The organism is Trueperella sp. LYQ141 (genome assembly GCF_046599555.1).
GTDB lineage: Bacteria > Actinomycetota > Actinomycetes > Actinomycetales > Actinomycetaceae > Trueperella.
Window position 1 is genome coordinate 398,872 of record NZ_JBKIWQ010000001.1, and the last position, 21,419, is coordinate 420,290.

10 protein-coding genes are annotated in these 21,419 nt (G+C 54.7%); all 10 read left to right on the forward strand.

From position 1 onward, the window contains the following. Positions 1 to 7 precede the first annotated feature (7 nt). The 10 genes from ACLHIJ_RS01645 to ACLHIJ_RS01690 all read left to right on the forward strand — a co-directional run bounded on the left by ACLHIJ_RS01645 (position 8) and on the right by ACLHIJ_RS01690 (position 21,297). Positions 8 to 724, forward strand: a complete 717-nt coding sequence (locus ACLHIJ_RS01645; protein ID WP_411295884.1) for an L-ribulose-5-phosphate 4-epimerase — start codon at positions 8 to 10, stop codon at positions 722 to 724. Next, a complete protein-coding gene (araA, locus tag ACLHIJ_RS01650; RefSeq protein ID WP_411295883.1) occupies positions 724 to 2,232 on the forward strand; it encodes an L-arabinose isomerase in 1,509 nt (502 codons plus the stop codon). Before ACLHIJ_RS01645 ends, araA begins: the two co-directional genes overlap by 1 nt. Positions 2,233 to 2,322: 90 nt before the next feature. Continuing rightward, positions 2,323 to 3,939 (forward strand): FGGY-family carbohydrate kinase, encoded by a 1,617-nt coding sequence (locus ACLHIJ_RS01655; RefSeq protein ID WP_411295882.1) that lies wholly within the window; start codon positions 2,323 to 2,325, stop codon positions 3,937 to 3,939. 205 nt (positions 3,940 to 4,144) lie between these two features. After that, positions 4,145 to 7,693 (forward strand): family 43 glycosylhydrolase, encoded by a 3,549-nt coding sequence (locus ACLHIJ_RS01660; protein WP_411298339.1) that lies wholly within the window; start codon positions 4,145 to 4,147, stop codon positions 7,691 to 7,693. A 69-nt stretch (positions 7,694 to 7,762) separates the two neighbouring features. Continuing rightward, positions 7,763 to 10,780, forward strand: coding sequence for an immunoglobulin-like domain-containing protein (locus tag ACLHIJ_RS01665; protein WP_411298340.1), 3,018 nt, complete (start codon positions 7,763 to 7,765; stop codon positions 10,778 to 10,780). A gap of 21 nt (positions 10,781 to 10,801) precedes the next feature. Continuing rightward, positions 10,802 to 16,021 (forward strand): LamG-like jellyroll fold domain-containing protein, encoded by a 5,220-nt coding sequence (locus tag ACLHIJ_RS01670; protein ID WP_411298341.1) that lies wholly within the window; start codon positions 10,802 to 10,804, stop codon positions 16,019 to 16,021. Between the two features lie 308 nt (positions 16,022 to 16,329). Next, positions 16,330 to 17,361, forward strand: coding sequence for an ABC transporter substrate-binding protein (locus ACLHIJ_RS01675; RefSeq protein ID WP_411295878.1), 1,032 nt, complete (start codon positions 16,330 to 16,332; stop codon positions 17,359 to 17,361). Between the two features lie 111 nt (positions 17,362 to 17,472). Next, positions 17,473 to 19,023 (forward strand): sugar ABC transporter ATP-binding protein, encoded by a 1,551-nt coding sequence (locus ACLHIJ_RS01680; protein WP_411295877.1) that lies wholly within the window; start codon positions 17,473 to 17,475, stop codon positions 19,021 to 19,023. Further along, complete coding sequence (locus ACLHIJ_RS01685; RefSeq protein WP_411295876.1) at positions 19,020 to 20,180, forward strand: ABC transporter permease; 1,161 nt, start codon at positions 19,020 to 19,022, stop codon at positions 20,178 to 20,180. The genes ACLHIJ_RS01680 and ACLHIJ_RS01685 overlap by 4 nt, the downstream gene beginning before the upstream one ends. After that, positions 20,173 to 21,297: an ABC transporter permease gene (locus tag ACLHIJ_RS01690; RefSeq protein WP_411295875.1), complete on the forward strand. Its 1,125-nt coding sequence runs from the start codon at positions 20,173 to 20,175 to the stop codon at positions 21,295 to 21,297. The genes ACLHIJ_RS01685 and ACLHIJ_RS01690 overlap by 8 nt, the downstream gene beginning before the upstream one ends. Positions 21,298 to 21,419 lie beyond the last annotated feature (122 nt).

Below are 21,419 nucleotides of genomic sequence, written 5' to 3' on the forward strand. Positions count from 1 at the left end.
ACAATAGATGCAGGTATTACGTGAAATGCCTGAGGAGATCCAGAAGGCCGTCGCAGCGTGCCGTCAGCGCGTAAGTGATTTGCACGGCGAGCTGGTCAAGTACAATCTCGTCGTCTGGACTGCCGGAAACGTCTCCGAACGAGTCCCAGGGGCAGACTTGTTCGTCATCAAGCCATCGGGCGTGCGCTACGAAGAACTCAGCGCCGATAAGATGGTGGTCTGCACCCTTGACGGCGAGAAGATCGACGATGGGACTCCAGCGAGCCTCGTGCCCTCCTCAGATACTGCTGCCCATGCCTATGTGTATCGCAATATGCCAGAAGTTGGCGGCGTCGTTCACACTCACTCCACTTATGCGACCGCTTGGGCAGCCATTGGCAAGCCCGTTCCGGCGATCCTGACGATGATGGGTGACGAGTTCGGGGGCGATATCCCCATTGGCCCCTTTGCGCTAATCGGTGACGATTCTATTGGTCGCGGTATCGTCGAAACCTTGCGCAATTCCAATTCTCCGGCTGTACTGATGCAAAATCACGGCCCATTCACCATTGGAAAGAATGCCGAAGCCGCAGTAAAAGCCGCGGCAATGTGCGAAGAGGTTGCTCGCACAGTAGCCATTGCTTACCAGCTCGGTGATCCGATCCCGATTCCACCTGAGAAGATCGCCAGCTTGTATGACCGGTACCAAAACGTCTACGGACAACACGATAGTGAGGAAAAGTAATGCTTGGAAACCCCTTTGAGAGCCGGGAAATTTGGTTTCTGACGGGATCGCAGGACCTCTACGGTGAGGACGTCCTCAAGCAGGTTGCTGAGCAATCGCAGACGGTGATGGGCGTTCTGGAGGATTCTCCGGCTATCCCCGTGAAGCTGGTGTGGAAGCCAGTGCTGAAGGAGCGCTCGCAGATTCTCGATGCGATTTTGCAGGCAAATGCGACGGAAGCGTGCGTCGGTGTGATTACCTGGATGCATACCTTCTCGCCAGCCAAGATGTGGATTCATGGTTTGGATGCGCTGCAGAAGCCGATGCTTTTGCTCAATACTCAGCTTGAAGAGCATCTGCCGTGGGACACCATCGACATGGATTACATGAACCTCAACCAGTCTGCTCATGGTGATCGCGAATTTGGCTTCATGGCAGCTCGTCTCGGTGTGCCGCGCACGGTCGTCGTCGGTCATGTCTCCCATGAAGACGTACAAGAGAAAGTTGGCTCGTGGGCACGTGCCGCAGTGGGTCGCGCTGAATTGCGTTCGATGAAGCTGTGCCGCTTCGGAGATAACATGCGCAATGTTGGCGTCACCGACGGCGATAAGGTAGAAGCGGAGCTGCAGTTTGGGCCGGCAGTAAATACCTGGGGTGTTAATGATCTCGTTGAGGTTGTTGACAACGTTGAGCAGAGCGCAATCGATGCCTTGCTCGCCGAGTATGAGGCAGAATATGAGCTCGCTCCAGAGTTGCGAGCTGGTGGTGAACGCCGCGAATCCTTGGAGTATGCCGCTCGGCTAGAAGCTGGTTTGCGCCAGATGTTGGAAGCTGGTGGCTTTACCGGATTCACGACGAACTTTGAAGATCTTGGCGGTCTGCGTCAGCTTCCAGGTTTGGCTGTGCAGCGTCTGATGGCTGAGGGCTATGGCTTCGGTGCAGAAGGTGATTGGAAGACGGCTGTGCTTGTCCGTCTGGCAAAAGTCATCGGCTATGGCCGCGAGGGTGGCGCGTCCTTAATGGAGGATTACTGCTACGAGTTGGGTAAGGGTCAGGAAAAGATCCTGGGTGCCCACATGCTGGAGATCTGCCCGTCCTTGACGAAGGCAACGCCTAAGGTTGAGATTCATCCGCTGGGAATTGGCGGTCGCGAAGATCCGGTTCGTATGGTCTTTGACGCCGATTGTGGCCCAGCTATGGTGATCTCGATGGTTGATATGGGTTCGCGATTCCGTATGACGTTGAACGAGGTTACGGTTGTGGGTCCGGATAAGCCGATGCCGAAGTTGCCGGTGGCCAGCGCTGTGTGGGAGCCAGCTCCGTCCATCCAGACGGCGACTGCCTGCTGGATTTATGCCGGCGGGGCGCATCACACCTGTATGACGACGAATACCACTCGCGAAGAGTGGGAGATGTTTGCGGAAATGACGCAAAACGAACTCGTCGCCATTGATGAGTCCACCACGGAAGCCTCCTTTAAGTCGCAGATCCGCTGGAACGATCTGTACTACACGCTCCTCAAGGCGTAACTGTGTATTGCTCCCCCGCTGCTAATCGCTAGATGCGGGGGAGCAACTGCACTTTAGGCACCTCGGTGCATGACAGAGAAAGAGAAATCAATGACGATTGACAAAGAGAGCGCCGCGCGGGCAATCAGCGAGGGGCAGACGAGCCTAGGTATCGAATTTGGCTCAACTCGAATCAAGGCAGTGCTCGTCAATACTGCAAACGAGATTTTGGCTGTTGGAACCTCTGACTGGGAATCAAAGCAAATTGACGGCGTATGGACGTACACGATGGAGCAGATCCACGGCGGTCTGCAGGCATGCTACCGCGCCCTATGTGCCGATGTGGATGAGCGTTATGGCGTGCCAATCACCTCGGTGGGGTATCTTGGCTTCTCGGCATTGATGCACGGGTATCTGGCTTTCGATGAAGCTGGATCACTATTAGTTCCGTTCCGCACCTACCGCAATACGATGACGGGCGAGGCTTCGGCGGAACTGACGAAACGGTTTGGGATTACGATTCCGCAGCGCTGGTCGGTCGCTCATCTATATCAGGCGGTGCTCAATGATGAAGAGCACGTATCCCGTCTGACCTCAATGACCACTCTGGCTGGTTATGCGCATCGTCTGCTCTCTGGTGAGAACATCCTCGGTATTGGGGACGCCTCAGGCATGTTCCCAATTGACGATGCGACGAGGCAATACGATGAGCGCTGTGTGGCGATCTTCGATGAGCTAGTTGCACATCGCGGATATCCGTGGAAAGTTACTGATCTGCTGCCAATAATTAAGTGCGCTGGCGAAGACGCCGGATGTTTAACCGCAGAAGGCGCAGCGATTCTCGATCCTTCGGGGGTATTGCAGCCAGGCGCGCGGATGTGCCCGCCAGAAGGCGATGCTGGTACTGGCATGGTCGCGACGAACTCGGTTGCGGTGAGCACAGGCAATATCTCAGTGGGAACCTCGGTTTTCGCCATGGTGGTTTTGGATAAGCCGCTGACCTCCTCCCATGAAGAACTTGATCCGGTGACGACTCCGGCCGGTGATCCAGTGGCCATGGTGCACTGTATTAACGGCACGGGGATACTGGATGCCATCGTCAAAGTCTTTGTCAATTTCGCCGAGCTGATCGGCACGGATAAGAAGAAGGGGGAGCTCTACGATCTGCTCTATGAGCACGCTCTTACTGGCGATCCGGATGGTTCACAGATGGTAGCTTTTAACTACCTGGCTGGGGAGCATGTGACGAAGGTTGATGAGGGGCGACCGTTGATGTACTGCACCTCAGATAGCACGATTTCCTTGGCGAACGTTATGCGCGTGAACATGATGTCATTGTTCGCTTCGCTGCGTATCGGCATGGATATTCTTACCGAGGAAGAGGGCGTCCATATTGAGCACTTCCTCGCACATGGCGGCATTTTCAAGACGCCGATCGCCCCGCAGCGGATTCTGGCTGCGGCGCTGAACCGCCGGATTGTGGTTTCCGAAGGTGCAGGTGAGGGTGGTGCGTGGGGTATCGCCATGCTCGCTAACTATCTGCGTCCCGAGTACGCCGGCAAGATGGACTTGGCACAATACCTCAAAGAGACTGTCTTTAATGACGTCGAAGAGACGGTCTTAGAGCCAGATCCGGCTGATGTTGCTGGATATACGACCTTTATTGAACGCTATCGTGCTGGGCTTGATGTTGAGGCCAGTGCGTTGCGGGCACTTCCTAAGGAATAGTTCGCGCGTCAGGGTGGGTGGCGCTGGTCGTCCACCCTGCTATTCCTTATCATGTTAACGAGAACATTTACTGTGTAGTGCGGCAACGGAGCAGCGCTACGAGGGAATGGCATTATCTGGGTAAACTGCACGGCGCATACTAGCTGCTTTCCAAGCGCTCAGTCTCAGTTCGTCTCTGTCGTCCTCACCGATCGGGATATACACAATGACAATTCACCATCGCTGGTCAATGAAGATCACGAGCTTAATAACAACTATCCTTCTTACGTTTGCCGGATTACTGTGTCTGGCTGAATCTGCACATAGTGCACCGCCATCTGGGGCAGTAGCGGAGTATCTCTTTACTGCTAAACCGGCAGATGGCACCACGGTTCCCAATACCGCTACCGGTTCTGCTTTCGGACCGGCATTAGTACAAAACCCACGCGATGATCTGTGGGGAAAAGAAGCTCTAACCTTAACTGGTGGGGCAAAAGAATCGAACGGATCATGGGTTAAACTTCCAGAAAATCTGCTGACGAATGCCTCTGCGGCAACAATTCAGATGGAACTAACCGCTTCCAATGCGATGCTCAGCGCTTTCCATTTCCTGTGGAATATCGGCAATGATCGCAATGAAGAATACCTATTCGCCTCACTGAACTGCGCCAGTAATCGTCATCCCTTAATGGGAATTCGAGTAGCCAGTGGTGAAGAGCTTATCCAATCGAGTGGATGCCCGATTCAAGCAGATACCTGGAGTTCGGTGACGATAACCATTGATGGCGACGCAGGGCAGGGGGCACTCTTTATTAACGGTAAAGAGGTCGCGCGAGGAAGCGTTCCCGCTGGCCCAAAGGCAATCGCGAACCAGTCTCTCAACACTATTGCTCGCTCACCGTGGCCCGACCCGCTTTTCGAAGGGAAGGTCGCGACTTTCCGCGTTTACGATAAGGTGCTTTCCGCGGCAGAAATTGCTCAGCTTTCAGATAGCGATGCCACATTACACACCCAAGAAATCCAAGCGGCAGCCGCAGCAACGCTAGAAAAGATTGAACTGCCTAACGAGGTAACGACCAGCTATATTGGATTGCCGACGGAAAACGGAACAATCACGTGGACCTCGGATAATCCCGCTGTTATCGAGCCCAACGGCAAAGTTAATAGGCCGATGGCTGGGCAGGGTGCCGTTGCTGTGACGCTTCATGCGAGCGCGACCCTACGGGGAATCACTGCCACGCGAGATTTTCACCTCAGCGTCCAGCCCTCGGATCAAACTCCGGAGGATTACGCGGCAGAAGTGGCCAGCTCCTACGCTATTCCCACTGTGCTGCGTTCTGGTATGACGCTTCCTACCGTCAGTGATGGAATGCTGAGCTTTGCTGCCGGCGCTGGACTACAGATTGACGCCCAGGGTGTTATCCGAGCACAAAGTACGACCGATTCGACTATCACGGCAACGATTGACGTCCGTGGCGTAAAAGTGAGCAAAACCTTTGCGGTGCGGGTTCTTGCCGAAGCAGATTCGCAGCTCCTCATCAGCTATGACCGCACCCCAACCTCAGAGATGACGGCAAATAACGCCGATATTGCCTACTCGATGCACATGGCATTGGGAAGTGATGGCACGACGTGGCAGCCACTAAATGAGAATTACGGCATTTTCTTTGCGCGAACGAATATCGCGCCAGCGAATGCAACCGACGTCGATCTGAAATCGCATCGCTCATTGCGCGATCCGGCCATGTTCTACATGAAAGATGGCAGTTACGGCATAGTGGCAGTTCGGACCAATCGCGGCAGCGACGTGCGTGACCCCCAAACGGATAACGCGATCTTATTTGCGAGTTCAAAGGATCTGCTCAGTTTTGATGAGCGGGCAAACTCTCGAGCAATCATCACTGTGCCGGAGACGAACGGGGTTAATAAGCCGAATGCCGTCTACGATTCTGCTGCGGATCGCTACATTGTGAGCTGGGTAGACGATTCGGGCGTACCAAAGTGGACGACCTACACCTCGTTATCCTCTCGGGCTGAATCATTGCCAGGGCCAGTACACGTCGGCAGTATCGACATGATCGGAACGGTGAATGCGGCCAAGATTGAGGATTTCCGTAGTGGTCACATTATTGCCGTGGAGGGGTCGCGGGTTCAGCCACTTATGACGCGCTATGGTCGTATTACCAATACTGGTATGGCGCCATTAGCCGATCAGAGTGTGCGTATTGGGGCAAGCTCGGCAGATATTGCGTTGCCAACGTCGGTGACCTTAACCTACTCCGACGGCTCAACGCGGCAAATGCCCGCTATTGATTGGGACACCTCTAAGGTCAATTTCAATACTCCGGGAACATACGAGGTAACCGGAAAGATCAAGCAGACGAACTACCCCCTGCCTTTCGCTGAGGAACGTGCCGATCCGACGGTGCGGGAATGGATCTGGAAGCACAACGGCATTGAGGAAAAGAAATTCCTCATGATCGCCACGAATGATATTTATGGCGATAACGTCTGGCAGCGCAAGCATCCACACATGCCGATTCGGATGGCGGATTCGATTGCTGCCTTGGCAGATACCCCGGGTGATCCGCAGGGATTAATTGATAAAGAAGGATTCAATCCCAAAGAATCCATCTTGCGCAAGGCAGGCGATAAGAATACTGACGGGCAGCCAATCACCGGATCTTTCTGGGCGCCAGAATTCCATGAAATCAACGGGACGCTATCCATCTTGTTCATGCCTAGCTACAACTCCAACTGGGCAGATGGTGCCTCGGCAATTATGCAGTTGAAGAAGGACGCCAACGGCGACGACATGGATCCAACCAAGGCCGAAAGCTGGACTGATCCACGGACGGTGACGCGCGCAGATGGCTCCCCGCTTTCCCAGCGTATTGACGGCACAACTGGAATGTCCCTCGATATGACGTACTTTACCGATGCTAAGGGTGCGGGCTATTACGCCTGGCAGCAGCTTGGCGCGGTGTACATTGCGAGTGTCAATCCGGCTGATCCATACCACGTCACGAGCGATCCAATGTTGATTGTTTCGCCAGAATATGCCTGGGATAACGCGATCGCCGAAGGTCCGAACGTGATTATGCGCGATGGCAAGCTGTACATGATCTACTCGGGGTCAACAGTTGGCCGGACGTACACGACAGGCCTCGCAGTAGCCGATGCCTCCGGTGCGACGAATCTGCTCGATCCGGCAGCCTGGAAGAAACTGAACTATCCAATCCAGAAATCGGGAATCTTCAACGGTGAATGGCAACTCGGAACGGGTCACGGCATGTGGTCCACTGATGAGGATGACCAAACCATGTATGTATTCCACGCCTACGCCAATAAGACGGAAGGCTACTCCAATTTCTCTGGGCGGGATACCTTTGTGCGGCGCGTACATTGGGCGGCTGACGGTATGCCAATTTTCGATATGAGTCTCGACGAGGAAGTGGCTCCAGGAACGATTCCGAGTTTCCGCGTTATCGTTACGGATACCTCGCAGCCAACTCCACAGCCGCAGCCCCAACCACAGCCGACACCGCAACCGGAACCTCAACCGCAGCCGGTGCCAGGGGCAGATCCGCAGCCGCAACCGGCTCCCACTCCGGGTAAGGAATCTCCGGTTGAGCCGGCACAGCCCACCCATCCGGAGACTCCTGGTTCGACGCTATCACATACCGGAGTTGCCGCACTACCCATAGCACTTCTCGCGTTCAGCCTGCTGCTGGCAGGGGCCGTTATGCACGGTCGGGCGCGCAGACACTGGTAAATAGCGGCGTCTGGCTCGCCAAGACGCCTACCAATGCCTGCTCTGCAAGGCATATAGAGGAGAAAAAATATGAGAAAACTACGCACGATTGGCGCAGTATTTGGCGCTAGTGTCGTGTCATTGAGCGCGATGGCAGCGCTGCCACATGTCGCTTTTGCGCAGACGGATATTCCTGAGCCGTCAGCACATTACGATATGTCGCGCGAAGGTGGCGTCCTGAAAGATGTTTCTGGGCACGGTTACGATGCCAAACTGGTAGACGTTCCAGATTCAGCTTTCTCAACGTATTCTGGCGGGAACGCGATGACGCTTGCTGCTAACGGATACGCAGTCCTCCCACAAGGTCCGGTGACAGCAACGGACAACGACTTCACGGTAGAGTTCACCGTCGGCAAAGTCGCAAATGCCAACCACTTTGCGTGGGTGATTGGCGATGGCGTCGGCCAGTGGAATACCACCAAACTCGGTAATCACGTTTTCGTCAATCCGCTCGCGCGGGATTGGAATGGAGAGATCCTTTCTGGTATTCGGGTGAAAACCGACGGCGGTAACGGGGAGATTCGGGTTAAGCGCAATGGCGTATCGATGCCCTCAGGTGAGTTCTCGACCATCACGATGACCTCCCATGCAGATACGATTCGCCTCTATCTCAACGGCAAGGAATTCACCACTGCGACCCATCCGTACCAGATGTCCAGCATTATTCCCAGCGGTCAGGTTATGGGCTATCTCGGGCGCTCCCTGTATGAGCCGGACGCGCTCTTTAGCGGCACATACTTGGATGTGAAATTCTGGGATCAGACCTTGACTCCTGAACAGGTTGCAGCCTCGGTTAAGCCGGAATCAGACCGTAAAGCAGTCTATAACGAGATGTTTATGCCGGCTGATTTTGACCAGCAGATCCGTAAGGCTTTGCTGGGAGAAAATACCTCAGCCGATCAGATTACCCATAACCTGACGCCACCGGCCTCAGTTGCGGGCTTCGATCTGACGTGGGCGTCCTCAGATCCGGCAGTGATTGCTGTTGATGGCACGATCACTCGTCCAACGGATATCGATAAGAAAGTGACGATGACAGCGACGGATTCCTCAGGAAAGACGTACGCCTACGAATTGACTGTTCCGGCCATTTCGAATGCGTCGCGCGCGCAAGCTGACGCGGATGCCTTGCGTATTTCTGCGGTAACCTATGAGAATTTACCGCTGGTTACCACCGGATCTCAGTTCGGGTCAAAGATTGCGTGGAGTAGCTCTGCTCCTGAGGTGGTTACCCCCACGGATGGGACGTATGTTGCTCCGGCAGTGGGCAGTGCAGATCCTTTCCAAGGTGGCGGGCGGGTTGTCCGTCCGGCATACGGTTCGGGTGATACCACAGTGACTGTGACGGCAACTGTGACTAACGGTAGCGAATCAGTGACGAAGAGCTACAACGTCGTGGTAAAAGAAAAGTCGCGAAAAGTTCCAGATGCGGGATATGCCGCCGCCTACTTTAAGGCTGACAATAATGAACGCATCTACATGGATTACACCAAAGAAAATAATTTCTTTACCTTCACTCCGGCGAACGAGGGCAAACCTGTTATCGTCTCAACCACGGATGATAAGGGGTTGCGCGATCCGTACATCCTGCGTTCGGTTAACGGAGATCGCTACTACATGGTGGCCACAGATCTGTGCGTGCAGTGTGGCGGCTACGATTGGGGGCGCTACCAGCAGTGGGGCAGCTTGAAGATCCATGTTTGGGAATCCACGGATTTAGTGCATTGGAATCGGACGACCGATCACGACGGTGCGTTGACGATTAATCAACCGGCTGCGGGTATGACGTGGGCACCGGAAGCCTACTGGGATGACGAGTTGCAATCTTACGTCGTGCATTTCGCCTCCCGCCTCTATGAGGATGCGGCGCATACTCGTACCGACGGGAAAGCGCGTATGTTCTACGTCCTTACTCGTGATTTCAAGACCTTCACCTATCCGCCAACCGAGTGGCAGAACACTGCTGGCGCGCGCATTGATTCGACGGTTATCAAGGTCGATGACATGTACTATCGCTTCACCAAGGCAGAAGCTGGTGATACGAACATTCCGCGCAAGGATATTATTCTGGAGCGCTCAAAGGTTCTGACGTCAAAGACGACAACGCCTGATCCGAACACTAATCCGGCAACGGGCTGGCAGTTACTGGACGCTGAAATGACGCGTCCCAAGACGGGCAACGACGGTGAAGGTCCACAGGTCATTAAGCTCAATGCCGGAGATCCGCAGAACGTTTCCGGTAATGACTACCTCCTACTTGTGGATAACTATGGTGCTGGTGGCTATCGGGCCTTCCGAATGTCCGGTGAACAACTGACGTCATCGTCGTGGGAAAACAGGCTATCGCGCCAAGATTTCTGGAAGGTGCTGCCCTCAAAGGGCTTGCCGGAAAGCCCACGTCACGGTGCATTCGTCTCCGTACCGGGGACGGTGTTGACCGCTATTGCGCATCAGAGCGATATTGCGCCGGTTGCTTCTACGACCAGTGCAACCGCAGATGGGCGGGACGTGAAGATAGCGGTAACGGCTGCTGATGGCGGGGAAGTCGTCGGAAAAGTCCATGTGACCTTCACGCCCGAGGGAAGCGATCAAGTGCAAGACCTCGGTGATGTGACTTTGGTTAACGGCGAGGCTGCGATCACTATTCCGGGTAACGCTGCCGGGAAGGTAGTGGTTGCCTACACCGGCTATACGGATGGCTTGGTGTCGCCCTCGAATACCACGGTAGAGGTGGCTAAGGGTAGTGATCCTGAACCGACGCCGACGCCAGATCCTGAACCGACGCCGAATCCGGTGCCAAACCCGGATCCAACGCCGCAACCACAACCCACTCCTGAGCCGACACCAGTTCCACAACCAGTGCCGACTCCACAACCACAGCCCAGTCCGGCTCCCCAGCCGGTGACGCCGCAGCCCACACCCCCTGCGCCATCACCCACCCCCGGACTCGTTCACACCGGCTTGGCCAGCGGTGGCATTGCCGCTATGTCGGTCCTGCTCGTATGCGGCGGTGCACTACTGGTGCGGCGCTCGCGGGCCTATAAATAATCACGGGTAAGGAAACGCACGATGTTACGTATGAAAAAAGTGCTATCCGGCATCTCGGCAATTGCCCTAGGCTGTACTGCCATAGTGGCAATGCCGCAGATTGCTCATGCTGAAACGACACCGCCCCCACCGTCGGCTTATTACGATATGAGCCATTCGGGTACAACCCTGACGGATATCTCGGGTAACGGGCATAACGCGACACTCGTCAACGTCCCCGAGGATGCCTTCACAACGATTGATTCTGGCCATGCTATGCGCCTATCCGCCAACGGGTATGCGGCTCTGCCGCAGGGAGCAATCACAGCAACGGATAACGATTTCACGGTGGAAGCCACCGTTGCGAAAGTAGCCAAAGCCAACCATTTCGCCTGGGTTATTGGCGATGGGGTCGGCAACTGGAATACGACGCAGCTTGGCAACTACGTATTCGTTAACCCGCGCGATAAGAATGACAAGATCCTCTCCGGAATTCGCGTCAAGAAAGATGCCTCCAATGGTGAAGATCGTCTTGCGCCTTACGGTGGCGCGGCGGTCACGCCAGCAGACGGTTTTTCCACCCTGACGATGACGTCTTCCGGGAATACCCTGCGCTTGTATCTGAATGGAGAACAAGTCGCGAGCGTTACCCATTCGAAGAAGCTGTCCGAGATTATCCCCTCGGGCAACGTGCTCGGATATTTGGGGCGCTCGCTGTATGCGGAGGATTCCCTATTCACCGGCACGTATCTGTCAGTGAAGATGTGGGATCAGGCGTTGAGCGCTGACGAAGTTCGCGCGTCTATGCCGAGCAAGGAAGCCCGCGACAAGGCATATTACGAGTTGTATGTGCCAGCAGATTTTAACGATCAGATTTTGCGGGCATTATTGGCATCAAATTCAGCAGCGGACAATATCACTGGTCCGGTTGCGCCACCGGCGTCAGTGGCGGGGTTCCCATTAACGTGGGCCTCCTCTGACCCTAAGACCATCGCAACGGATGGGACGGTTGTGCGTCCGGCAGACGCCGATAAGGTCGTGACGATGACGGCGACCGATCCGGCGGGCAAGACGCATGATTTCGCGCTCACGGTACGTCGGGCTATCACCGGCAATCAAAAGCTGGACGAGGCCTACGATGCGTTGACGATTATCAACGATAAAGATATGCGGTCCAATTTCTCTGTACCGCTAGTTGGTAAGCATGACGCAGCGATTAGCTGGACGGTTGTTGATGACGGTAACGGCACAATCGCCTTGGAAAAAGGGGTGCGTACCGACTCCCAGCGGGTAAAGGTTACCCGACCAGCCACGGGCGCAAATCCGGTTCAGGTCACGTTACGGGCAACCTTGACCTTGGATGGCAAGAGCATCGATAAGACCTTTGTGGTCACTGTTCAGCCGCTGCCGACACCGGCAAGCGAGCCGCAGGCATATTTCTGGTCGTACTTCACCGGAGAGGGAATGGGAGCGGAGAAAATCTCCTTCGCGGCCTCGAAGGGCAATGATGCGCTAGATTGGAATACGCTGAACAACGGGCAGCCCTATTTGGAGTCAACGCTCGGCACGGGCGGTTTGCGCGATCCGTTCATTATCCGCTCGGCAGATGGCGATAAGTTCTATCTCCTGGCAACCGATCTGAAGATTGCAGGTCTAGCAGGTGGTTTTGATACCGCGCAGAAGTCTGGTTCGCTTTACCTTGAGATCTGGGAATCGACGGATTTGATTCACTGGTCGGCGCAACGCCATGTGAAAGTATCGAGCGACTATGCGGGAAATACCTGGGCGCCAGAGGCGTTCTACTTGCCGGATATTGATAAGTATGCGGTGTATTGGGCCTCAAACTTGTACCCGACGACGAATCCAGCAGATCGCAAGTCGGTCACGTATAACCGGATGATCTACGTCCTCACGGATGATTTTGTGACCTTCTCCGAGCCGCAGGTGTGGATTGATGTCAACCAGGGGCAAGGTAAGGGCGTCATTGACGTCAGTGCTGCCAAAGAAGATGGCATGTTCTATCGCGTCTATAAGGACGAATCGAGCATGACCTTGCGCTTGGAGAAATCCACGTCATTCTTGGCTACCCACAATGGCGAATTGACGTTGCCGACCAAAGACGAGGGTGCGGGCAAGTGGAACCTGATGATTGACCAGTTCGCTGCCGGGTTGCCGAACGGGGTTGGTAATAACACCTTCCGCCAAGGGGAGGGGCCAAACTTCTTCCCGGCCAATCCAGGGGATGTCAACGGATATGCCTGGTATGTATTCATTGACCAACCCAATTATCACGGTGGCCCGAACCATTACGTTCCATTTGCAACGAAGAACAAACTTGCCGACGCTGGCGAGCGCTCGGCATGGGTTTCAGCCGCAGAAAAGCTGAAGAACAATCTTCCGCAAAATGCTGATGGCGGTAAACCGCGGCACGGCACGGTATTGCCGATTACTCGTGCAGAGTATGAGAAAGTACTGGCCGCATATCAGCCTAATCTGGCAGTGACGGCGGTGGCACCAGTGGAGGTGACGACGGAAGCTGGCACAGCTCCCGCGATGCCGGATCAGGTGCAATTGACGAAGGCTGATGGCTCGCAGGAAACTGCGAAAGTTGCCTGGGAAACGATTGCTCCAGAAAAGTACGCAAAGCCAGGAACCTTCACCGTTACTGGCGTGGCTCAGGATGCTTCGCGCTATCCGGTGACGGCAACGGTAACGGTGACGGGAACGCTTGCCGATTGGGACGGGCATAACCCGAAGATCACGACGCAGAACCTGCTTGCCGAGTATCTCTTTACTCAAAAGACGGGCACGTCGGTTCGTAATATCGTTCCAGGTGGGCAACCAGCGACGGTCGTCAACGGTACAGATTCCTTGTGGACGGGCAATTCCTTGCGGCTAACTGGTGGGGAGAAAACCTCTAAGGGGCCGTGGGTGCAACTGCCGTCGAATATGTTGACGAAGGCGCAGTCGGCCACCATTCAGATAGAAACGAAGATTGATCCAAGCGTGCTTGATAAGAACCACTTTATGTGGAATATCGGCTCAGATTCGACGGAGAAGTATTTCTTTGCCTCCACCCGTCAGACCTCGCGTACTGCGATCACCACGGGAAGTTGGAAGAACGAGTACAACGCTCAGGCGAAGAAACTCGATCCGAACCGCTGGTACTCGCTGACTGCTGTTCTCGACGGTGACGCCGGGACGCTCGCATGGTACATCGACGGGAAAGAAGTGGCGAAGGTTGCTACAGATCTGCGTCCGTCCTCGATTACTGAGCAGACTATGAGTGCCATTGCCCGCGGTCCGTACCCAGATCCGTTGTTTGCCGGTGAAGTGGCAACGTTCCGTGTTTATGATCGGGCGTTGAGCGCGCAGGAAATCGACACGATTAATCTCGAGGATGCCAAGCTTCATGCCACAGATCTGCAGGCTACGGCTGAGAAGATGCTCGCTGGCGTGTCGGCATTGACCTTCGATGATTCGACGGTGGCGCTCAATGATAAGGGCGGCGACGTGGTGTGGAGCTCGCAGTGGGATAAAGTCACGGTTGCCAACAATATCGCTCAGGTTTCTCAACCGGCTACGGGAGAGCAGCCGGTGACGGGCGAGATTCAGGCTGCGGCGACGGTGCGCGGGCAAACGGCTCAGCGCAATGTTCCGGTGACGATCACAGCAGCGCCAGCCGCGAATGATCCCTACGGCTACTTGATGGTCCACTTTATTGAGGATTCCCAAGGATATGCCGAGAAGATCTATCTGGATATTTCGCGAGGAAATAATCCGGAGCAGTGGGATCCGCTCAATGACGGAAAGCCGATTTTGGCGTCCCAGTTGGGGACGACGGGTGTGCGCGATCCGTATATCACCTATAACCCACAGACGCAGACCTACTACATTATTGCCACAGATCTACGTGTCTTTGGTGGCGATAACGGTTCAGGGGATTGTACCTCGTGGTGCCAGTGGTCTTTGCATGGTTCGACGAAGCTCAACATTTGGGAGTCGAAGGATCTGGTTCACTGGTCAGATTTGCGTCAGATCGAGATGAATCGGACCTCTGACGGAAAGCCGGCTGGTCAGTGGGGAATGGCGTGGGCCCCGGAGGCAACCTGGGTTCCGGATTATTACGGTGACGGTAAGGGGGCATTCGTCGTCTACTGGTCAACAAAGACCTTCGCCGATGACGATGTGAACCACACTGGAAAGACGTATTCACGGATCATGTGGGGTGTCACGACGGACTTTACCGAAGCCACCTACTCCTACGGCGGTGTCTTATTCGATACTGGCGGTGAGGCGATTGATACGACGATTATTCAGCACAATGGCGCAACCTATGCCGTGACGAAGGATAATTCTTTCGGCAGGGGCCTGTACCTGGATAAGACGACGGATAAGCGCTGGTGGGAGCCAACAGCTAAGTGGACGCGCATCCAAGATAAGATCGCGGCCAATTACTCTGGCGGCAATCCTGGCGGGGTAGAAGGTCCGGCCATGTTCAAGAAGCATGGTGAGGATACGTGGTATCTCTACGCCGACGTGATTCCAACCGTGGGCTACAAGCCGATGGTGACGCATGATCTCGATGCGGGCTTCCAGTACCTGAATTCGCCAGATTTCTACATGAAGGAATCGACGAAGCATGGTGGCATTATTGGTCTGACGAAGGCGCGCTATGACGCGATTCGCAATGCTGATGGTGTGCGGGTTGTTCAGCCGGAGATCTCGGTTGATGTGCCGCATAATGCGACGGATGAGCAAATTGTGGCCGCTTTGCCGCAGACGGTTGCTGTGGAATTGGCCTATGGGCGCGGTGTTACCCAGCGTCCGGTGAGCTGGACGCTGACCACTGATGAAGCTGGTACGCGTTACGCCGTGGGGGCGGTTGATGAGATCGGAGCAAATCTGAACTCGTGGACGTCTCCGGGCGTGGATCCGGAGAAGAGTTGGGGTGGGCCGACGGCTGAACGCACGCCGGTTTCGGTCACATTGCTGACGGTTCGGGCTGATCTGGTTGCCGGGGTGCCTAGCCCGCAGCCGCAACCTGAGCCAACGCCGCAACCAAATCCGCAGCCACAGCCGGTGCCGCAGCCATCTCAGCCTGCGCCGGTTACCCCGCATCCGGCTCCGAATGCGTCCGTTCCGGTGCCGCATGGGACGATCCTGGCATGGTCGGGTGCGTCGGTGCTGTGGGTAATGGCATGCGCAGTTATCTTCCTTGGCGCTGGGGCGGCGATGGTTCGTCGTCGGGAACAGAGCTAATTGGTAATGTGACGCTATAGTGCCGATGTTGGTGGTCATGGGAATCCCCATGACCACCAACTTTTTCCGCGGATGATCCACCGTTATCAAACTGTGATCTGAATTTCTGAATTTGGAGGAATAAAGGGGTAGCGGAATGCAAATGTGAATGTTAACATCGGTATAAGCCGAAAAGCTCGTCGTAGGTGATGTGCCTTTCGAAACCAGTGATTACGTCAAAAATTACTGGTTTGATCTGGTGAGGAGCTAGATCCTTCGATCACCGGGACATCGGGGTCCGGGTGAATGAATACAATGAGGAGAATTTGATGAAGAGTTCGAAGTTCCGCAAGCTCTTTAGTGGTGTAGCGGCAATCGCCCTGTCTGGTGCAATGCTCGCAGGTTGCTCCGGCGATAAGTCCGAGGGTGGTGAAAAGAATGACACCGGATCGAGCTCGTCTCAGAGTTCCGATGATGGTGGCAAGAAGCTGACGGTCGGCTTCGTTGCTGTGGGTCCGGAAGGCGGCTTCCGCACGGCGAACGAAAACGATATTCAGTCGGCATTCAAGGAAGCTGGCATTGATCTTAAGTATGCTCCGACGCAGAACAACGATCAGCAGAAGCAGCTCCAGGCTTTCGCTTCCTTCGTTGATGAAGGCGTAGACGCAATCGTCTTGTCTGCAACGGAAGCAACTGGTTGGGAAGCCTCGCTGAAGGAAGCTCAGGAAGCCGAAATTCCGGTTATCCTCGTTGATCGTGGTATCGAGCCAGATGATGACTCGCTGTACACCTCCCACATCGGCCCGTCGAACATCGATGCTGGTAAGTCGGCTGGCGAGTGGGCAGTTGCCAAGTACCCCAACGGTGCAAAGGCAATCGTTCTTGAAGGTCCGGCTGGTCTGTCGGTGGTTAACGACCGCAACCAAGGCTGGGATGAGGCTGTGAAGGGCTCGAAGATCCAGGTCCTCGAGAAGCAGTCGGCAAACTGGTCCACTGAAGAAGGCAAGACCGTTACCGAAGGTCTGCTCGATAAGTACAAGAACGATATTCAGGTTATCTTCGCTCAGAACGACGAGATGGGCCTTGGTGCTATCCAGGCTGTCGAAGCTAAGGGTCTGAAGCCGGGGCCGGAGGGTGACATCAACATCATCACCATCGACGGCACCAAGCCAGCTCTGGAAGCATTGATCGCTGGCAAGCTCTCCTACGTCATCGAGTACAACCCGATCTTCGGTAAGGAAGTTGTTGACGCAGTGAAGAAGGCCGTGGCTGGTGAGACGGTTGAGAAGCACATCATCGTTAAGTCGGCGTCCTTCGAGAAGGCTGATGCTGAGAAGGTTATCAGCACCCGTCCGTTCTAATCGGCGAGCGCAATAAAATCTCTGCTGGCTAGGGGGAGGGTGTAGAGTCTCTACCCCGCCCCCTAGCCCTATTTTGTGGGCAGTGTTGCCCCCTCGGGTACGGAGTGCGAGATGCAAGATAAAGACAGCAAAGTTGCTGTAAAGCAAGCGCAGCCAATCGTCCAAATGACGGGAATCTCTATTGAATTCCCTGGTGTTAAGGCACTAGACGGAGTTAATTTCCGACTGTTCCCCGGCGAAGTTCACGCCATCATGGGAGAAAACGGTGCTGGAAAGTCCACTCTGATTAAGTCCTTGACGGGCGTGTATCGTCCAGATGCGGGCGAAGTTTTGGTCAATGGTAAGCGCTGTCGTTTTAATGGTCCGGGCGAAGCCGAACAGGCCGGTATCGCCACGGTGTACCAAGAAGTTAATCTTTCGGCGAATCTCTCCATTGGAGAGAACATCATGCTTGGCCGCGAAGATCGCGGCATCCTCGGCATTAATTGGAAGTCTACGTTCCGCAAAGCGCATGAAGCGCTGAAGCAGGTTGGGCTAGAAGATCTCAACGTCAAAGCGCCGCTGTCTAGCGTTTCGCTAGCAGTCCAGCAGCTCATCGCGATTGCGCGCGCCACCGTTGTTAATGCCAGCGTCCTTATTCTGGACGAACCGACGTCATCCTTGGATACGAACGAGGTTGAGCGTCTCTTCGACATCATCCGCCGGTTGCGCGATCAAGGGGTGGCAATCCTCTTCGTTTCGCACTTCCTCGATCAGGTCTATGAGATCTCCGACCGTATCACCGTGTTGCGCAATGGTCGCTTCATTGGTGAAGGTGTGATTGAGGATATGCCGCGCGGAAAGATGATCTCTATGATGATCGGCCAGGAGAAATCTGCGGGCCTAATCGGAGAGAAGAAACTTACCAACGTTGCCAAGGATGCCCCCACGAAGTTGGCAATCGTTGACTTGGGACGTAAGGGTATGGTCAATCCGGTGAACTTTGAGGTTCGCCGTGGTGAGATTATGGGCTTCGCCGGATTGCTCGGTTCTGGTCGCACGGAAGTTGCCCGTCTCATTTTCAGTGCAGATAAGGCCGATTCTGGTTCGGTCACGCTCAACGGTAAGGCGCTCAAGCAAAGCTCCCCACTGACCTCACTCAAGCAGGGAGTGGCATATTCAACGGAGAACCGTCGTGACGAAGGCGTGATTGCCGCACTATCTGTTCGGGATAACATCACGATTGCATTGCAGGCAACTCGGGGATGGATGAAGAAGATCCCGACCTCAGAAGCCAATGAGATTTCGGAGCGTTTCATTAAGGCGCTCGGAATCAAGACTCCTAGCTGGCGTACTCCGGTTGGTTCGCTCTCTGGCGGTAATCAGCAAAAAGTACTGCTTGCTCGCTGGTTGGCAACGAATCCGGAGATCATGATTCTCGATGAACCGACCCGTGGTATTGATATTTCGGCAAAGACGGAAATCATGAACACGGTCCACGATTTAGCAAACGATGGCATGTCAATCATCTTCATCTCCGGTGAGATGGAGGAAGTATTGCGGGTATCGAACCGAGTAACGGTCATGCGCGATCGCAAGCAGATTGCGCAATTGGATAATACTGCGGATCTCCAGCAGGCTGACGTCGTTGCGGTTATTGCCGGTGGGGAGGTAGCGCAATGAGCAAAGAAACACAGAAAGTCTCGCGTATGGCGCGTCCCATCAAGATTGACCGACGGATGATGTTCACGGTCGTTGCCCTGGTACTCCTGATCGCGATTTGCGCTATCAAGGATCCACGGTTCTTGCAGATCGGATTGTCTGACGGGGCATTCACTGGGCCGCTAGTTGATGTGCTTCGCGACTCTGCCCCCTATTTGATGATCGCTACCGGCATGACCTTCGTTATCTCAACGGCTGGTATTGATCTGTCCGTTGGTGCGGTGATGGCTGTTGCGGGTGCCGTGTCGATGTCCTTCTTGAACAGTTCAGGTAGCGGTGTCGGTGGAGCAATTACCGCCGTCGCTTTAGCCCTGGGGGTGTCGGCGCTTATCGGCGTATGGAATGGCATGTTGGTCGCAGTTGTTGGCCTGCAAGCCTTCATCACGACGCTGATTATGATGCTCGCTGGGCGTGGTATTGCCAAGGTGATTACCTCTGGTCAGAACGTCGCCGCACAAAACGATGCCTTCGCATGGATCGTCAACGGTCGCGTCCTCGGCTTGCCGGTTGCCTGGTTGCTGGCTACCTTGATCGTTGTCTTGGTAGCAGTGCTCATGCGTCGTACCGCCTTGGGAACGCAGATTGAGGCCGTCGGTTTGAATATGGAAGCCTCCCGCATGGCGGGCATCCAACCCAAGCGGATCATCTTCTCGGTCTACATCATCTCGGCAATGCTGGCCGGTATGGCAGGTATCTTCTCCGTCGGTAACGTGATGCGTGTCGAGCCTGCGAATACGGGTATGTCAAACGAGATGGACGCTATTTTGGCTGTCGTTATCGGTGGCACCTCCTTGTTGGGTGGTCGTTTCTCGATGTTGGGTTCCTACCTGGGCGCAATGATTATTGCCATGCTGGGCAAGACGATTGTGTGGCTGGGTATTCCCAATGCTGCAACGCCAGCGTTCAAGGCGCTCATCGTCATCCTCGTATGCGTATTGCAATCGTCCTTGCTGGGTAAGCTCATTGACATGCGGAAGAAGAAGAATCCGCAGCCAGTTGAGAAACATGTAGAAAAGGCGCCGGAGCGTCAAGCAGGCAAGCATCTGGATGTCGCAGGGGATGAACCCGCTACACCTGCCGCAGTGACGAGTGGGGAAGGAGGAGCAAACGATGCGTAAGCAGCAAAAGACTTCAGCAGATAAAGCTCCGCACAAGTCAAATGTGACGTGGTCGTGGACCGTTCAGAATATGCCTAAGTTGCCAACCTATGTGGCTTTGGCAGTGTTCGTAGGTATCTTCATTGTTGGGCACGTCGTGTACGGCAACTTCTTCACGCCGCGTACCATTTCCTCGTTGCTCAATGACAACGCCTATCTGATTTTGCTCGCCGTGGCAATGACGATTCCGATTCTCACTGGCGGCATCGACCTCTCAATCGGTGCAATTATCGCCTTGAGCTCGGTCGTCGGTGCAACGATGGCAAATAAGGGAATACCGTGGATTGTGGTCGTTGTGGTCATGATCGGTATTGGCACAGTATGTGGTCTGCTGTCTGGTACATTGATCCGATACTTCGATATGCAGCCATTTATCGCGACCCTTGCCACAATGTATCTGGCGCAAGGTATTGCAGCGATGATCTCCTCCAAGCCGATCGTTATGGATAAAGAGTATGGTCTGCGATTGATCGCGACGAAGATCATGCTGTACGACGGTCCAAAGAATCAAGATCTGAAGATCTCGGTAGGTTTCTTCCTCAGCATCCTGGTGGTTGCAGTGATCTACCTGGTTATGCACCGCACGCTAACGGGTCGGACGATCTACGCAATGGGTGCTCCCGCCAAAGACTCAGCGAACCTCATGGGTCTGCGCTCGGGACGAGCACTATCATCGATCTACCTGTTGTCGGGTACGTTGGCTGGCGCCTCTGCCGTTGTCTTCGTTTCCGCAGTGGGTAAGGGGCAAAACATCCTGGGTCAAGGATGGGAGCTCAGCGCAGTTGCGGCTGCTGTTATTGGTGGAACGATTATTACGGGTGGATACGGTTACGTCCTTGGCTCTGTTGTTGGTGCTTTGGTCTACGCCACGATGAACCTCATCATCATCCGTGACGGTTCAGTCAATCCAGAAGCCACGACGATTATTACTGGTCTGCTCTTGCTGCTGTTCGTTTTGATTCAGCGCGGTATTACTACTGCGGCGAATAAACGAGCGCTACGTGGTAGCGATGCGCAGTCCGACGGACTCGTCGAAAGCACTGAAGCCGTCGGTGCTTATGAGGAGTCACAACCATAAATGCAAGGAGCATAAAACTCTAAGCAATTTCTCTCCTTTGAGGTGCGGGTACGCGCAATGATGGCGAGCAAGCCACGCGGTGCGTACCCGCACCGATATAGTTAATACAGAATTGTTAATAA

Bases quoted from the DNA above. Each gene is read 5' to 3' on its own strand.
- ACLHIJ_RS01645 (WP_411295884.1), top strand. From the start codon at position 8: ATGCAGGTATTACGTGAAATGCCTGAGGAGATCCAGAAGGCCGTCGCA.
- araA (WP_411295883.1), top strand. From the start codon at position 724: ATGCTTGGAAACCCCTTTGAGAGCCGGGAAATTTGGTTTCTGACGGGA.
- ACLHIJ_RS01655 (WP_411295882.1), top strand. From the start codon at position 2,323: ATGACGATTGACAAAGAGAGCGCCGCGCGGGCAATCAGCGAGGGGCAG.
- ACLHIJ_RS01660 (WP_411298339.1), top strand. From the start codon at position 4,145: ATGACAATTCACCATCGCTGGTCAATGAAGATCACGAGCTTAATAACA.
- ACLHIJ_RS01665 (WP_411298340.1), top strand. From the start codon at position 7,763: ATGAGAAAACTACGCACGATTGGCGCAGTATTTGGCGCTAGTGTCGTG.
- ACLHIJ_RS01670 (WP_411298341.1), top strand. From the start codon at position 10,802: ATGTTACGTATGAAAAAAGTGCTATCCGGCATCTCGGCAATTGCCCTA.
- ACLHIJ_RS01675 (WP_411295878.1), top strand. From the start codon at position 16,330: ATGAAGAGTTCGAAGTTCCGCAAGCTCTTTAGTGGTGTAGCGGCAATC.
- ACLHIJ_RS01680 (WP_411295877.1), top strand. From the start codon at position 17,473: ATGCAAGATAAAGACAGCAAAGTTGCTGTAAAGCAAGCGCAGCCAATC.
- ACLHIJ_RS01685 (WP_411295876.1), top strand. From the start codon at position 19,020: ATGAGCAAAGAAACACAGAAAGTCTCGCGTATGGCGCGTCCCATCAAG.
- ACLHIJ_RS01690 (WP_411295875.1), top strand. From the start codon at position 20,173: ATGCGTAAGCAGCAAAAGACTTCAGCAGATAAAGCTCCGCACAAGTCA.